Below are 15,151 nucleotides of genomic sequence, written 5' to 3'. Positions count from 1 at the left end.
GCCGCCTTGGTGTGCCAAGGCTCGCGCAGGGTCGGTGCGACGGGACCGGCCGCCGCCGGGAGAGGTCTAACCTCCGGTTTTCACAGACCTGTACGTACGAGTCTCACCGTGAACGCTCCTTGCCCGTGGGCCATCGACGGCCGGCGTCCCGCCATCTGCCACGGCATCACCCATGGACCGCCCACGCCGACGGTGTAGACGATGCGGTCGAGCGCCCAGGCGCACCGCCACCGCACCCAGCAGGGTCACGCCGGCCAGCGGCAGCCACAGCGCCGCCGCACCCAGGCCGAGCAGACCGGTGATGATGATCGGGTCGACGGCCCGGGCCAGGCCGTAGCTGAGCTGCCAGCGGGCGAGCGCGCGCCCCATCAGGTGTGGCGGTGCTGACTCGATCACCAACGGCACGCTGCTGCCGGTGTAGAGAATTTCACCCAGCGTGTAAGGCACGATGACCAGCGCGACGAGCACCGTGCCGGCGCCGCCCCCGCTCGCCCCGGCCAGCCAGAAGGCGAGGTAGGAGGCGGCGAGCAACAGGCCGGACCAGAACAGCACGGTGCGGTGCGGCCATTTCGCCAGGCGCACCACCACGACAAGTTGCAGCGCGATCACCATGACGGTGTTGACGACGAAGATGCCCGAGGACCACGCCAGGGACGCGTGCAGGCCCTGCACCAGCAACAGTGGCAGGGCGATCTCGAGGATGTCGGCGTGAAACGCGTACGGAATGCCGGCCACGGCCAGGATGGTCACGGCGCGTAGGCCGGCACCGCGCGCTTCCTTCGGTGCCGCAGGCGCGGCAGGGGCCGGAACATCCTGATCGGGCAACGGCACCCGGGCGATCACCGCCGCCCCGAACGTGCACCCCAGCGCCGTCGCCAACGCGAGCCAGCGCAGCGCCTCCGGCCCGGCCGCGACCAGAACCGTGCCAAGCAGGGCGCCGGCGCCCAGCCCGGCGTTGCGCAGTGAGCGGCCGGCCGCCAGTGCCGCCGTACGCCGGGCCGGGCCGGCGAGCGCGGCGACCAGCGCCGAATTGGTGGGTGCAGCGATCTGCGTGCCGGCGCCGATGAGCACCGCACCGACCGCGAATCCGGCGATGCCGGGCACCAGCGCAAGCAGCAGCGACCCCACCGCCCGCACCAGTAGCGCGGCGACGGCGGGGGCCCGCCGCGCCCCGCGGTCGATCCACCACCCGGCCAGCGGGACGGCGCCGAGGCCGGCCAGCATGCCGGCGGTCAGCGCCGTACCGGCCTGCGGTGCGCTGAGCCCGATCAGCACGGCGTAGATCACGATGAACGGCCGCAGCATCCCGGAGGTCGCTGCCTCGACTGTGGCGCTGAGCGCGTAGCGGCCGCCGCCCGGGATGCGGACCAGCTCACGAAGCGTCGTACGGGTGGTCGTCACGGCGACGATCGTCCGGCCCCCCGGCCGGAAACAAACCCGGGTTGGCCAGCGTCGTCAATCCATGCCTCGCCGATTGACAAACGACGTCAATCGGCCTGCCCGGGCGCGGACCCCTGCCATGATCGGTACCGTGGTCACCTCGGTCGACATCGCCGGCGTACCAGCCGATCGGATCCGGATAACACCCTCACCACTCGCGGAGCTCGGCGCCGTGCTGCACGTACTCGCGGAGCCGCAGCATCATCCCGACACCGCCGCGGCCGTGGCGATGATGGCGGCTGCCCTTCCCGCAGAGCTGGCCCCAGACCTCGAGGAATTCGGTCTGCTCTGGCACTCCGGCCGGGCCGATTTTCTGTTCCCGTCCGATCCACGGCCGAGCCTGCGCGAGGAACTGGACGACGTCGACCGCCTGGACGACGAACGCTGGGTCGCCGCCGCGCTCGCCGCCCATCGGGCCGTCTCACCGGCGCCGCGAATCTGGTCGCCGCTGCGTGACCCGATCGTGCGCCAGCGGGCGCTGGCCGCCGCCCGCGCCCGAGGCCCTCGGCAGGCGGCGTGGGCCGAGCGGGTCCTCGCCGATCCGGCCACCGAGCGCGAGCGGCTACGACGCTTCCTGCTCGCCTGCGAGTCCGCCTTCTTCGGCACCGTCTGGAAACGCCTCCGCCCAGCCCTCACCGAGGAAGCCGACCGTCGACGCTTCGACCTGGCCCGCGAGGGCATCGGCGCCCTCAGCCGGATCTCGCACGCAATCAGGGTCGACACCGAGCGCGGCACCCTGACGATCGACAAGCTGCAGGACCAGACCGCAGACGGTCGCGGCAGCGGGATGACGCTCATCCCGAGCGCGTACGGCGCACCGCATATGACCGTCGTGTACGCGCCCGGCTGGCTGCCCGTGCTGCAATACCCGGCACCGGACTGGAACCCGCGCCCGGTGTTGCGCGTCGACGATCTTGACGCACGCCTGACCGCGCTCGCGCACGCGCTGCGGCTACGCCTCTGCCGCACGCTCGCCCGAGGCCCGCACACGACCGGCGAGCTGGCCGACCTCTGGAGGGTCACCGCGCCGGAGGTGTCCAGGCATCTCGCGGTGCTGAAGGCGGCCGGGCTGCTGATCTCTGCGCGCCGCGGCCGCTACGTCACGTACCGCCTGGACATGGATGCCTGCACCGGCCTGGGGCAGCAACTGGTGGACGTCCTCGGGCGCTGAACAGCCAGGATGAAAGCAGGCTGCGCCACGCAGCACCTGGTTACCCTCGCGCCGCTTCACCACTGAGCTAAGAGGCAACGCACGGCAGGTCAACGGCGAGCGGGGCCGGACCCACCCAACCGCCGCGCCGCGATCGCCCACGACGTACCCCAGATCAGGAAGAACGGCGACCAGAGCAGCAGGTCCCAGCGCGCCAGGGTGCGCGCCAACGCCGCGTGCTCGACTGGTGGCGGGCGTACGCCGGTCAGCAGCAACGCGTCGCCGACGAAGCCGAACCCCAGTACCCCGACCGCCCGGGCGATCATGAAGCCGCCCAGCGCCCAGGCGACGGCGAGCAGCAGCCGACGCGGAACGGTCGCACCCCACGGCCGCACGGTGGCCAGCGCGACCAGGACGCCAACCACCGCGCCGCCGGCCAGCACCCAGTGGCTCGCGACGAAGAACGGATCCCGCGCGAGCAGCCGCTCACGCAGCTCCGGCGGGAGCGGATCCCGGTCGGCCAACGCATTCGCCCCCAGCGCCTGGGCGAGCTTCATCGACCCGTACGCGGCGGCACCAGCCGCCGCCAGGTAACCACCGATCCGCGCCCGGTCAGTTCGTGCCACGTCGTCTCGTCGCCATCGCGTAGGAGCGGATCATCGCCAGCTGAAGCCCGATCACCACGAGTCCGAGCAGGCCGTGGTACCACCGCCAGCCGACCCCCATACCAACGAAGCCGTCCGCGATCATGATCCCGGCACCGCCCGCCACGGCCAGGAACATCCCAGCCAGCACCAGCAGCATCAGGGCTCGCGGCACCCGTCGCCCCAGCGGCGTGACGGTGGCGAGGGCGAGGCACGCACCGGCCACACCGGTCGCGGTCGCGAGCCACTGCGCGGTGGCCGGGGCCATGAAGTCGCGAGCGTAGCGTTCGGCCTCGGCGGCAGACACCGGCGGGCCGCCTGGAAACCCGAGCCGGGCGTGCAGGGCGAAGATCGCCTTCCCGGCGGCGTAGCCGAGAAACAGCACGGCCATGGTGTACGCGGGCCAGCGGCGCGGGCGCTCGGAACAATCCATGGCCGCAACGGTAGGCACTGTGGACCGGGCACCGGCTCCCGAAGACGGGCTAAGCCCATCCCCCGCTGTAGGGAACCCAACATGCTGCCCAGGGGATGCGGTAGCTCTCGGCCTGTCGCGCCGACCTTTTGCAGGCGGCAGGGCTCGATCATGTGCGTAGCCAGAGCGCCGGCTCGCGGGTGAAGCGGCCGGTGGCGATGTCGCGCAGCAGCGCGATGCCGTCGACAGTCACCGGCCCGTCCGACCCGCCGCCCTCGCCGTTCATGCCATCCGCAGCGCCGCCTCGCCGCGCGGCGGCCGGATCATTCGCGTCGCCGCTCACTCGTCCCGCAGCCTCGGGGACCGGCCGCAGCAGGTGGCGAGTGGGAAACCCGCGAAGTGCGGTCTGGTGTACGGCGCAGCTCACCTCGATGTTGTCGCCTGCGGTGAGCCGTGGCAATCGGCTGGCGCGTGGACCCAGCACCACCGGCTCGACCGTGGCGCCGTCCTTGCCCGTAATGGTCGCCCGTCCGCCGGCGAGCGGCTCGACCCGCACCCCCTCGGCCTGAAGCCACTTCGTAAGAGCCAGTACGCAGTAGCGCTCCAGCGCCTGGTCGGTCGGCTCGCCGTTCGGATGGAGATCGTCCGGCTGCACCACCACCTGGGTCCATACCCGTGGCGGAGCTTCCGGCGCCCCGGGCCGATCTTCGGCCGCCGCCGCTTCCGAGCGGACCAGCAGCCGCTCGACGTTCTCGGCCGTGCAGTGCGCCGATAGTTCCAACTCGTGGAGAAGATCGAGAAGTCGGCGAGCGTACTGGGCAGGGACGGCGCCTCCGACAGATTCGGCGCTGCCCTGCGTCTCGGCGATCTGGCGCTTCTGCCATCTGTGCAAGTGCCTGTCGAACTCCAATGCCTGGTCGCGCTGAAAGCCGAGCCACTGCATGGCCCGCACGAACTCGCTGTCCGGCACGAGGCTCTTCGGGCGGTTCTGCCGGCCCACCTTCTCGATGAACGAGTCCGGCCACTGGATACAGAACCGGTAGAGGCAGATGAGCCGGGGCAGCACGTACTCATGTAGTTGGCGAGGGCGCTCGGTGAGTAACAGGCCGTGGATTCCCCAGTGCTCGATCCGCCGGGCCAGTGCCTTGATGTCGGAACGGACGCGGCCCTGCCGCCGCACCCCCATCGGAGCTGCCCGATCCCACAGGTCGGCGAAGCGTCCGGCCAGCGCGTCATCGAGCTCCGCCCAACGCTGCCGATTTTGTCGGGCGTCCTCGGGCTTGGCTGGCTGGCGCCGCGCGCTGCCGAGGAAATCCTCGAGACTGTCGGTCGAGGCGTCCCTCAGGAAGTGCCACACCCCGTGGCCGTTGCGCATGACGAGCCGGCCGCGTGACCCGTCATAGAGCCGGCGAAACTGCCGCGAGCTCAGCCGACCCGAGGACCTGAACCTGACCCAGACATACAGCGCGACGCCGAGCACGGCGACTCCGCAGGCAAGGCTGAACAGGGCCGCCTCGTTGGCGTGCCGGGACAGCCACCCCAGTGCCTGGTCATGCAGCCAGCGCAGCCAGGTGGCATCCGCCGGCGCGCCGGGCGTCGGCGTGACCCCCAGCTTGGTCTTCATGTCCGTCGTCGCGTCCAGGACCGTCACGAGGCTGACGAATCCCACCGCGAGGCTGATCACCACACCACCCTTCTGGATCACATCCGCCTCACGGACCCGCCGCTCGTCGAAGGCGGAGGTGATCGCGGCCACGAGGTCGTCGTACCGAGACTTGACCCAGGAGGACTGCTCGACGATCTCCGCGCCGTGCTGGCGTACCCGGGCGAACAATCCGGTCTCGGTGATCGCGCCACGCAGTCCGCGCACACTGCGCCCGTGCAACTCGGTGAGTTTCGCGTCGAAGTCGTCCTGCAACCGCTCGGCCGCCGCGTCGATGCTGGCACTGGAGGCCCGCGTCAGCGCGCGCAGGTGGCCGAGGTCGGCTACCCCTTGGAGCAGGATCTGGTGCAGCAACTGCACGGCGCGGTGCGCTTCGTTGAGCGCCCGACCACGTCGCATCGGCAGGTGGGTCGAGAGCGCGTCCCACAGAAACGCGCCGCGCTCGGCCATCGCGGTGTAGACCTGAAGATGGTTCTTCCAGATTTCCAGGTCACGCTCCACCGTGTACAACTCACTACCGCTGGTCGCCTCAAGTTCACTGAGGGCGATGACAATCCCCGCCGCGTCCTCCTCCTGACGGCGGATCGCGGCCGCCCGCCCCTCCGGGTCCCGCCGGCCGTCGCCGTCACGAGCCGGGTAGCCATTGCGGGACGGCAAGATCAGGTAGTGCGGAGTGTAGGTCTCACCCTCCAGCCGAAACCGGCGCAACACCATGAAGTCACCACTGAGCACAGCGCGACTCACCACGGAGTCCCGAGCGGTGCCGGTCAGTAACAGCTCCCGCGCGAGCCGATCACCGACCCGCTCGCTCCGCTGCAGATAGCGGTAGGCGTCGCTGCGCAGAGACGCCGGAACGGCAACCCAGAACGTCGGGAGGTCGTACTGCCAGTCGAAAATCCGGAACTGGACCGGCAGCAGTTGCGCGGCGAGCAACCGCTGCAGGCTCTCGCCGACCCGCAGCAGACAGCTGCGGTAGGCGGGCACCTGCTCGGCCGGGATACGCAGGTCCTGCCCGCCGCTCACCGCCGGGACCAGCAGTTCCTCGGGGGCGTGCCGACGACTGCGAGGCAGCGACGTCCACACCGAGATGCTGGCTCGGCACAGCGGCCGCTCCACAAGGTAGGAGAAAGAAATGTCGACCACCGCATACAGGGGCAGCTCCGGATCCGACGGATCGCGCAGTGACCGCATTCGTCGCGGCTCCAGGAAGATCTGATGCCGCAGTTCCGCTAGTTGACGCCAGGCCTCTCGATCCTTGTCCAACGCGGCCAGGCACCCCTGCCGCACCTCATCTACCAGCTCGGCCATGAGCGACCGACCCGCATCACTGTCGGCACGCTTGTAGTCGACCGCGTCGGCTCCATGGCGGACCCGTCCCAGCCAGGCCGCGCCGTCCAACACCCCATCCGGCCGGAGCAGGGCGTCGAGTAGGCGACGATGCGCGGCGAATTCCACACCGCCTGGTTCGGCTGCGAGACCGTCCGGCGAGCAGTCCGGATCCCGCCGCAACAGCTCGACCTCAGGGATGCGCCAGGCCGAGGTACGGACCATGATCAGGCGGTTGAGCGCACCGTCCCGGTCGCGGTCCGTCCGCGGCTTCGAGTCTTCCTGCCCCCGCGAGCCGCCGCCCACGGCCCCCGAGGCCTCCGCCGTCACAGGGGCGGACGCGTCCGCAGGTGTGCCCGTCGGCGCCGGCTCGGGTGCCGGCGGTGACGACGAGGCCTCGCCCAGCAACACCGGATCGGTGGGGGCAGCTTGGGCCGGCTCGACGATTTCCTTTTGCTGGCGAGGCTTCCCCACGTCACCCTCCGCATCGTCACCTACTCCCACGGTAAGCGGCTCCACCCACGTGGACGAGATCCGCTCGGACGAGTGGCGGGGGACCGTCTGGCGGCGTGCGCACGACCGTTCTCGTGAACAGCCGGGCAAGTTCAGACGGCAGCGGAAGCGCCTCGTCGTCGCGAACCCACGCCGGGCCACGCGGAATGCGCCCGTCCACGTGGGATGAAGCGGGTGGCTTCGGCGTTGTCGCCGCGGGCAGCGATTGTGCCGCCGGTGGCACCGCAGGCCACTCAGCGTGGGCCCGTGCCAACGGCGAGATGAGGCCGTCGAAGAGGTCGGGCGAGGGCGGTCACCCCGCTTGCCGCCGTCGCGCGGTCCGCCGCCCGTCGCCGGTGGTGAGGGACAGGTGGCCGCCGACTGGGCCGAAGACGGGCCGGTGCGGCGCCGGTACGTACCCGCCGCACCCCGTCGAGGCCGGTGCCGGGGGAGGGCCGGTGGGCGAAGACGTACAGGCGTAGCACCAGAAACCGCCCGGCACCGGCGAGTCCGGAGGCGCTGAGGTAGACGGCCTGCTCCCAGCGGATGCTGGCGGACGGCTGCACTGCGTGCAGGATGAGAATGGCAGCTGAGGTGACCAGATAGGCGGCGATGGCCGACCCGGCGGACTGTAGATGCTGGTGCCATCGCGCGCGCCGGCCCGCGCCGAAGGTGAACCGGGCGTGCAGTTCCGTGCCGAGCAGCGTGGATATCACAGTGACCAGCGCGTTCGCGGCCGCCCATGGCATGAGCGTGGCCACCACTGGCACCGCGATACCGGAGGCGAGCCCGACACCGCCGCCGAACAGAACGAACCTGGCAAACGAGCCCAGATTGCTTCGGTCCACCGGTCGAGCCCCCGATGCTCCGGGCGGCTTCGGCGACAGCAGCGACGTGATCTGCCCACCTTCCCGCACTCGTGCAGAGCAGCGGCGAACAGGTCTCAACATCGACGGGACGGTCGAACCGGAGCAACGCCCTCTTCTACCGGCCAGCCAGGGCCGCTGCGGCAGGCATCCCGCGCCGGTGGCGGTCATCCGCACCATGCCGGCCATCCGCCTGCTCATCACGGTCATCCTCGGCCGGACCGTGGAGATCGGGACCGGGGTGTCGAACTTCGGCATCATGTTCTCCATCGGGCGGTCGTCACATGGCGCTCGGCGGCTCGTACGTCCGCCGTGCACACCGAGCATCGCTACTGCCGCTGACACCGCCCGATCAGCGCGCTGACACGGACGCTCACCCGCATTGACGCGATGTCAGCAGCGGGCAGCGGCCGAGGCTTCACCTAGCCCGCGTACGACCACAACCTCCACGCAGCCCCGCCGCAACACCCGAGGACAGCCGACACCGCGACGGGCAGCGATACCCCGGGCGCGGTCGAAGAGCAGCCATCCTTGCCGGATGGTCACCCTTCGACGCGCGTTCGGCTCCCCGAATAACCACCGGCGCGGGAAAGAACGACGCTCAGCAGGTCACGGCACAACCTGGAAGCCTTCGCGCCATGTGGGGTGCGTCGGGTGCCAGCCCAGCTCGCGCTTGGCCTTGGCGTTGGAGGCGCCGCGCAGTTCGGTCATGAGCACGACGCCGGCCTCTCCGGCGGCCAGCCGTCCGATGAACCGCGGTACGCGCATCGGCTTCCTGGCACCCAGCATCGCCGCCAACTCCGGCAGCCATTCCGCGACCGGAGCGGGATCGTCATCGACGATGTTGTAAACACCGCGACCGCCGTTCTCCACGGCTGCGACGGTAGCCTCGGCGGCGTCGGCGATGTGGACGAACGACCAGACCCCGCCACCGTCGCCGACGACCGGGAACTTGCCTTTGCGGATCATCTCGAGCTGCGCCGAGCCGGGCGCCATGGAGGTGCCAGGTCCGTAGAACGCGCCGTAGCGCAGCACGATCCCCTCGAGCCAGGCGGCGCCCAGCACGGCCTTCTCCAGATGTTCGATCGCGGCGATCATGGAAGCCATCTGGCCGACCGGTGCGCGATCCAGGGGATCGTGTTCGGTCTTGACCGGCCCGCCGGTCCGCGCGTAGGTGAACGCGCCATTGCTCTGGGCGACGAACCGTCGTACGCCTGCGGCGCGTGCGGCCGCGAGCAGGTTATCGGTGCCCTCGATGCGCAGCCGGTCGGTGGCAGCGAAGCTGCGGTCGAAGTGGCGCGTGTCGACGTGCCCGATGGCGGTCAGCTGGTTGACGATCACCTCCGGGGCCGCCTGGCGCACGGCCGCCTCGACCTGGGCGCGATCCAGCGCATCGGCGACGACCGGTACCGCGCCCAGCTCTGCCGCCCTGGCCCTGCTGGACTCGCTGCGGATCATGGCGAACACCTCGTGGCCCGCATCGACCAGGCGCGGCACCAGTTCCCTGCCCAGCGCTCCGGTCGCTCCTGCCACCAGCACTCTCATCGTCGGCTCCCTTGCTGTCCGGTTCGGATCTGTCACTTGAACCGGATGGCCCGCCCATTGCTGACAGCAGACGACGGTGACACCAGTCACAGAATGAGCAGGGGCTCCCCATGGTGGGCCGCCGCCCACCGCTCGGTCGCGCGTTCGAGCTTGTCGGGGTTCGCCTGCGTACGGCAGGCACTGATGCCCTCGGCGGTGACCTCCAGGCACATGATGGCGACGACCCGGCCTTCCACGACCGCCACAACGGCGGGTTCGCCATTGGCGGCCCACGCGTAGATCTCGGGCGACCCGCCGACGACGGCGCGCTTGGCCTCGGCGGGCTTGAACAGGCCCCACAGGAACTTCGCGACCGCGACCGCCCCCTCGAACGCCCTGGTGCGTGCCGGAACCTTGCCACCACCGTCGCCGACGGAGGTTGCGTCCCCGGTGAGCAGCCGTACGAGCTCATCGGTCCGTCCACTGGTGGCGGCCGCGAGGAATTCCTCGACGACCCGCCGAGCGGCGGCCTGGTCGATCTCGGTGCGGGCTCTGCCTGCCGCGACATGCTTCTTGGCCCGGTGAAAGACCTGCTGGCTGGCGGCCTCAGTGATGTCGAGAATCTCGGCGATCTCCCGGTGCGAGTAGTCGAAAGCCTCCCGCAGCACGTACACGGCCCGTTCGTTGGGGGATAGGCGCTCCATGAGGGTGAGGACCGCGTACGAGACCGACTCGCGCTGCTCAGCGGTGTCGGCCGGGCCGAGCATCGGGTCCCCCGCGAGCAGCGGCTCGGGAAGCCAACGGCCCACGTACGTCTCGCGGCGTGCCCGCGCGGAGGTGAGCTGGTTGAGGCACAGGTTGGTGAGCACCTTCGTCAGCCACGCCTCGGGGACCTCGACGCGGTCGACGTCGGCGGCCTGCCAGCGCAGGAACGTCTCCTGCACGACGTCCTCCGCCTCATCCGCGGAGCCGAGGAGACGGTAGGCGATGGCCTCCAGACGATGCCTCGACAGCTCGAACCGGTCGACGTCTTCCACCGTCAAAGGCATGACCCGATCATATTTCCCGCAACGCCTCCAGCCGATCACGGCCCCACCGGTGGATCGAGGCCGTCCGGACAGCGAACACGCTGTTCCTCACGAGGATTGACGCACCTGCCACCTGAGGTGGTGAGCCGGAGCCACACTGCTGTGCCTCACGGTGACGAGGATCAGGTGGTGTCCAGATGACCGCGCTGGTGCAGGACGAACAGCAGCGCCATGGCCGGCACGACGAGCAGGAGCGCCGCAGCGGCGACAAGCGTCAGCGACGCCAGGGTGGCCTCGGGAGCCGCGGCCTCGCCGATGCGTAGGTGAGTGCCCAGCAGGTACGGGTACTGCGCGACGCCCCAGCCCACCACCACCGCGCCGGCCGCGCCGACGGCGAGCGCCTGCAGCACCCGCGGCGCCGCCCGGTGCAGCAGCGCGATGCTGGCCAGCCCGCATGCCGCGGAGACCAACACCAACGGCAGGCCGCGGCCGGTCAGCCCGTCGAACAGGCGCCCGGCGTCGGCGTGCAGGATGACGACCCCCGCCAGCGCCACAGTGCCGGTCGCCACAGCGCTGGCCCGGGCCCGACGGCGGAACCAGACCTCCAGACGGGCGTCAGCGCGCGTACGGGCTTCGGCGGTGAGGAACACCGCGGCGACGAACGCGCACACTCCGACCGCGAGCACTCCGCCGAGCAGCGACGTCGGGTTGACCCAGCTCGTCACGGGATCGCCGCGCCCGCCGGCGGGCACCCGACCGGAGGCGATTCCACCGGCGACCGTGCCGAAGAAGAACGGCGTGATCACCGACGAGGTGGCGAACGCCGCCCCGGTCGCCCGTTGCTGGTCGGTCTTCACGACCACCTTCCGGAACGCGAACCCGCTGCCGCGGACCACGATGCCCAGGGCGGCGAGGCCCAGCGGAATGTAGAGCGTAGTCATGATCGCGGCGAACGCGGACGGGAAACCCGTCCAGAGCATCACCAGGCAGAAGATCAACCACACGTGGTTGGCCTCCCACACCGGCGCCAACGTCTGATCGATCAGGTGCCGTGAGTCTCGCCCACGGCGCGCACCACCGGCGGTGAGATCCCAGAACCCGGCACCGTAGTCCGCGCCGCCGAGCACGGCGTAGGCGGTGACGCCGATGAACAACACGACGGCGGCGAACGTACTCATGCCTGACCTGCCGCCGGCGTGGCCTCCGAGCCCTGGGCCGGGCCGTAGGGCACGTCCGTCTCGGTAGCCCCGCCCTGGTCACGCCAACGACGGCGCAGCAGCCGCAGGACGTACACGGTGGTGGCGCCGACCGCGACATACAGCGCGACGATGGCGGCGAAGAACAGCCACAGATTGCCGGACGTGGTGACCGCGTCCCGGGTGAGGAGGTGACCCACGACCGTCCACGGCTGCCGGCCGACCTCGGTGACCACCCAGCCCGCCTCCAGCGCCACCACCGCGAGCACCCCACTGATCGTGGTCGCCCGCAGGAACCACCTGCTGCGCGGCAGGTCACGGCGGCGCCACCAGGCCAGGGCGTACCAGGCGGACAGGCCCAGCAGCGCCGTGCCGATGCCGACCATGACGTCGAAGCTCAGGTGGACGATCGCGACCAGCCGGTCCGGTGGCCGCACCTCGGCGGGGATGGCATCCAAACCCCGGATGCGGGTGGACGGCGAGTAGCCGGACAACAGCGACGCCCCCGACGGAATCTTGATGCCGCCGTGCACCTCCCCGTTCGCGTAGTAGCCGCCCAGCACCTCCGGCACGTGGGTGCCCGTGGTCGAAACGGCCTCGATCGCGGCGAACTTCGCCGGTTCGTTCCGGAAGACCTCCCGCGCGACGATGTCGCCGACGAAGACCTGCAGCGGGGTGGCCAGCGCTGCGACGGTCAGCGGTATCACCAGGCCGAGCCGGTGGTACCGGTCGCGGCGGCCGCGCAGCATCCCGGCGGCGTACACGCCGGCCACGACGAACCCGGCGACCATGTACGCGGCCAGCAGCATGTGGATGGCCTCGAACCAGAATGCCCCGTTGAAGATCACCTCCAACGGGCGGACCTCCACGATCTCGCCGTCCCGCATGGTGAACCCGCCCGGCTGATTCATCCACGCGTTCGCCGCGACCACCGACAGCGTGCCGCCGACCCCGGACAGCACCACCGGCACACCGGTCCAGAAGTGCGGCCATGGTCGCATCCGCTGCCACCCGAAGACGTAGATGGCGACGAAGATCGCCTCCAGGAAGAAGAACAGACCCTCGATCGCGAACGGGATGCCGAACGCCGCGCCGTAGGTGCCCATCAGCCGCGGCCAGAGCAGCCCGAGCTCGAACGACAGCACCGTCCCGGACACCGCGCCGACGGCGAACAGCACCGCCGCCACCTGCGACCAGCGCCGGGCCAGCAGCAGCGCGGTCTCGTCGTTCCGACGAATACCCCGGGCGTTCGCGATCAGCATCAGGAAGGTGAAGGCCACCCCGAACGGCACCAGGATGATGTGGAAGCCGAGGGTGAAGGCCATCTGCTCGCGCGCCGGCAGCAGCTGCGCCGGATCGACCGGTACCAGACTGGCGCCGGCCGTCACTAGTGACAGTCCAGGCATGGCCCGTGCTACCCGGTCACGGCCGCCGGAAACGTACCGATCGGGTGAGGATCAGGCAGAGTGCAAGGTAACGGGCGGCCACCCGTCGCGCCGCTGCCGGCAGCGGGTCGCAGGTGCCTGAAGGGCACCGGCGGCAGTGACTAGTCAGCGACGTGGATGACGATCTTGCCGCGGCGTTTGGCCGTCTCGAGTGCCTCGTAACCTGAGCGGGTCTCGGTAAGGGGCAGCACGCGGTCCAGCACCGGTCTCAACCGGCCGTCATCGACGAGCTCGGCGATGGAACGCAACGCGTTCTGGTCAGGCTCGACGATGAAATACATCCCACGGACGCCGTGCCGGGCTGCTTCCTGCTGGTCGGGTGGGGTGACGAGGGAGACCAGGACACCGCCGGGTTTCAGGACCGACCAGGACCGCGACTGCGTGGCTCCTCCGACAAGATCAACGACGACGTCCACGTCGCGGACGTGATCCTCGAAGCGGTCGTGCGCGTAGTCGATGACCTGCTCGGCACCCAGACCCTTGACGAATTCCAGGTCTCCTGCCGCCGCCGTGGCGCTCACGCGAGCACCCAGACCTGCCGCGAGCTGTACCACGTAGCTCCCCACGCCGCCGGCGCCGCCCTGCACCAGCACGTGCTGGCCGGCCCGCAGATCGGCGTGGTCCACCAGTGCCTGCCAGGCACTCAGCGCGGCCAGGGGGAGTGCTGCGGCGTGATCGTGGTCGACGCTGGCGGGTTTGGCCGCCACGACGGCTGCGGGCAGGGCGACGAACTCGGCGGCCGCGCCATCGCGGGTGAAGGGGATCAACCCGTAGACGGCTTCCCCCTCGGCAGGGCTCGCCACGCCCGCGCCGCACGCCGTGACGACTCCGGAGAACTCATGCGACGGGATGATCGGTGTGCGCTCAGGTCCTGAGCCGTCCGAGCTGTGCGTCCACGTCTGCGGCCAGGTGAGCTCGGTGGGTGTCATGGAAGCGGCCTTCACGGCCACCAGCACCTCGCCAGGCCCCGGCTCGGGCCGCGGCGCCTCCTCGTACACGAGCTGCTCCGGCCCGCCTCTGGTGTGAGCTCTCACGGCGTACATCGTGCTCATCCGGCGACTGCCCCTTCCCGGCCACATGTCGATCGGCCCGCCGGCCGCCGCTGGGGACAAGCCGGAGGCCAACTCCCGCATTATCGGGCGGTTGGGCAGCGCGCCGACGGGACTTCCGTAACCCATGCCCCTTCGGTTCGAAGGACGGAGTCAGGGGCTCCGTACGCGACCTCGCCTTCCGCCCCGGCCTGCGGGACGTCAGCGCGGTGGTGTGCGCCCGCCCACGATGCGTGTGGCGCCCGACGTCAGAGACGTACGCAGACCGCCACGAACGGACCGCGCGGAACCTACAAGCGAGGGATCTACCGCCGGGCTGTCAGGGCCAGTGCCTGTCGTCTCGTTCCCGGTCGGGGACGGCGGTAGGACACCAGCGGGCCTCGTCGCGTTGTTCGCTTCGCAGCTTGAGCGCAGTCAGGCAGATGTCGGGCAGGGGAGGGTGGCGTCGGACGCCTGGGTGTTGGTGTCGCGGTGCAGGAACTGCCCGCGTACGCGTTGGAGCTGGCGGCCGACGGTCAGCTCTCCGGCGTCGAGGTCGACGTCTGCCCAGGTGACCCCAGGGCGCTGCTAGCTTGGCTCCTCGGCGTCCCCAAACATGGGAGTACACATGCCCAACGTGGTTCTCACCGCCGGGCCGGTGGTCGACCTGGCTTCCGCTGGGTGGGCTCTGGCAGACGCCATCGGCCTACAGGTCGTCAGCGCAGGCAACGTCTTCCGCGAGCACGTGCAGCAGCAGACTCCGCTGGGCGAAGAGGCGAAGCGGTATATGCAGGCGGGACATCTTGTCCCGGATGAACTAATGGTCATAGCCATCGCCGACGCCCTAGGGAGTGTCTTCAAAGGATCTTGGTGTCGGATGATGTAGGGCGTGGGTCGTCGCTACGAGTTGTCTGACGTCGAGTGGGAAGCGCTGTCG

11 protein-coding genes and 1 pseudogene are annotated in these 15,151 nt (G+C 70.3%); 2 read left to right on the top strand and 10 right to left on the bottom strand.

Annotated features, from left to right (window positions below; all coding sequences use genetic code 11):
- Positions 1–66 precede the first annotated feature (66 nt).
- Entirely contained in the window at positions 67–1,401 is a 1,335-nt protein-coding gene (locus ABZW14_RS24750; protein ID WP_355350760.1) for an MFS transporter, read from the bottom strand.
- 118 nt (positions 1,402–1,519) lie between these two features.
- On the opposite strand from ABZW14_RS24750, the gene ABZW14_RS24745 reads away from it, so the two are divergent.
- Positions 1,520–2,611, top strand: a complete 1,092-nt coding sequence (locus tag ABZW14_RS24745) for a DUF5937 family protein (RefSeq protein ID WP_355350758.1) — start codon at positions 1,520–1,522, stop codon at positions 2,609–2,611.
- 89 nt (positions 2,612–2,700) lie between these two features.
- On the opposite strand, the gene ABZW14_RS24740 is transcribed toward ABZW14_RS24745, so the two are convergent.
- The 9 genes from ABZW14_RS24740 to ABZW14_RS24700 form a co-directional block, all read right to left on the bottom strand.
- Positions 2,701–3,216, bottom strand: coding sequence for a DUF3995 domain-containing protein (locus ABZW14_RS24740; protein ID WP_355350757.1), 516 nt, complete (start codon positions 3,214–3,216; stop codon positions 2,701–2,703).
- Positions 3,203–3,667: a hypothetical protein gene (locus tag ABZW14_RS24735; RefSeq protein ID WP_355350755.1), complete on the bottom strand. Its 465-nt coding sequence runs from the start codon at positions 3,665–3,667 to the stop codon at positions 3,203–3,205. Before ABZW14_RS24735 ends, ABZW14_RS24740 begins: the two co-directional genes overlap by 14 nt.
- A 148-nt stretch (positions 3,668–3,815) precedes the next feature.
- Positions 3,816–7,109 carry a hypothetical protein gene (locus tag ABZW14_RS24730; RefSeq protein WP_355350753.1) on the bottom strand — a complete coding sequence of 1,098 codons (3,294 nt, stop codon included), beginning with the start codon at positions 7,107–7,109 and terminating at the stop codon, positions 3,816–3,818.
- 272 nt (positions 7,110–7,381) lie between these two features.
- Positions 7,382–8,263: a GtrA family protein gene (locus ABZW14_RS24725; RefSeq protein ID WP_355350751.1), complete on the bottom strand. Its 882-nt coding sequence runs from the start codon at positions 8,261–8,263 to the stop codon at positions 7,382–7,384.
- Positions 8,264–8,602: 339 nt separating this feature from the next.
- Positions 8,603–9,538 (bottom strand): NAD(P)-dependent oxidoreductase, encoded by a 936-nt coding sequence (locus ABZW14_RS24720; RefSeq protein WP_355350749.1) that lies wholly within the window; start codon positions 9,536–9,538, stop codon positions 8,603–8,605.
- A gap of 86 nt (positions 9,539–9,624) precedes the next feature.
- Positions 9,625–10,566 carry an RNA polymerase sigma factor SigJ gene (gene sigJ / locus ABZW14_RS24715; RefSeq protein WP_355350747.1) on the bottom strand — a complete coding sequence of 314 codons (942 nt, stop codon included), beginning with the start codon at positions 10,564–10,566 and terminating at the stop codon, positions 9,625–9,627.
- Between the two features lie 161 nt (positions 10,567–10,727).
- Complete coding sequence (locus tag ABZW14_RS24710) at positions 10,728–11,723, bottom strand: cytochrome d ubiquinol oxidase subunit II (protein WP_355350745.1); 996 nt, start codon at positions 11,721–11,723, stop codon at positions 10,728–10,730.
- Complete coding sequence (locus tag ABZW14_RS24705; protein WP_355350743.1) at positions 11,720–13,147, bottom strand: cytochrome ubiquinol oxidase subunit I; 1,428 nt, start codon at positions 13,145–13,147, stop codon at positions 11,720–11,722. The genes ABZW14_RS24710 and ABZW14_RS24705 overlap by 4 nt, the downstream gene beginning before the upstream one ends.
- Before the next feature lie 140 nt (positions 13,148–13,287).
- A complete protein-coding gene (locus ABZW14_RS24700; RefSeq protein ID WP_355350741.1) occupies positions 13,288–14,238 on the bottom strand; it encodes an NADP-dependent oxidoreductase in 951 nt (316 codons plus the stop codon).
- A gap of 691 nt (positions 14,239–14,929) precedes the next feature.
- Between ABZW14_RS24700 and ABZW14_RS24695 the strand changes: the two are divergent.
- A pseudogene (locus ABZW14_RS24695) lies at positions 14,930–15,040 on the top strand (nucleoside monophosphate kinase); the annotation flags it as partial.
- Between the last annotated feature and the right edge of the window lie 111 nt (positions 15,041–15,151).

Source organism: Micromonospora sp. NPDC004551 (genome assembly GCF_040609975.1).
In the GTDB taxonomy this organism is placed as follows: domain Bacteria; phylum Actinomycetota; class Actinomycetes; order Mycobacteriales; family Micromonosporaceae; genus Micromonospora.
This window is presented reverse-complemented; position numbering and strand designations above follow the sequence as displayed.

What these genes read in the sequence shown, in the direction of transcription:
- ABZW14_RS24720 (WP_355350749.1), bottom strand. Translation starts at nt 9,538, where the DNA reads ATGAGAGTGCTGGTGGCAGGAGCGACCGGAGCGCTGGGCAGGGAACTG.
- ABZW14_RS24745 (WP_355350758.1), top strand. Translation starts at nt 1,520, where the DNA reads ATGATCGGTACCGTGGTCACCTCGGTCGACATCGCCGGCGTACCAGCC.
- ABZW14_RS24705 (WP_355350743.1), bottom strand. Translation starts at nt 13,147, where the DNA reads ATGCCTGGACTGTCACTAGTGACGGCCGGCGCCAGTCTGGTACCGGTC.
- ABZW14_RS24725 (WP_355350751.1), bottom strand. Translation starts at nt 8,263, where the DNA reads ATGGAGAACATGATGCCGAAGTTCGACACCCCGGTCCCGATCTCCACG.
- sigJ (WP_355350747.1), bottom strand. Translation starts at nt 10,566, where the DNA reads ATGCCTTTGACGGTGGAAGACGTCGACCGGTTCGAGCTGTCGAGGCAT.
- ABZW14_RS24700 (WP_355350741.1), bottom strand. Translation starts at nt 14,238, where the DNA reads ATGAGCACGATGTACGCCGTGAGAGCTCACACCAGAGGCGGGCCGGAG.
- ABZW14_RS24735 (WP_355350755.1), bottom strand. Translation starts at nt 3,667, where the DNA reads ATGGATTGTTCCGAGCGCCCGCGCCGCTGGCCCGCGTACACCATGGCC.
- ABZW14_RS24710 (WP_355350745.1), bottom strand. Translation starts at nt 11,723, where the DNA reads ATGAGTACGTTCGCCGCCGTCGTGTTGTTCATCGGCGTCACCGCCTAC.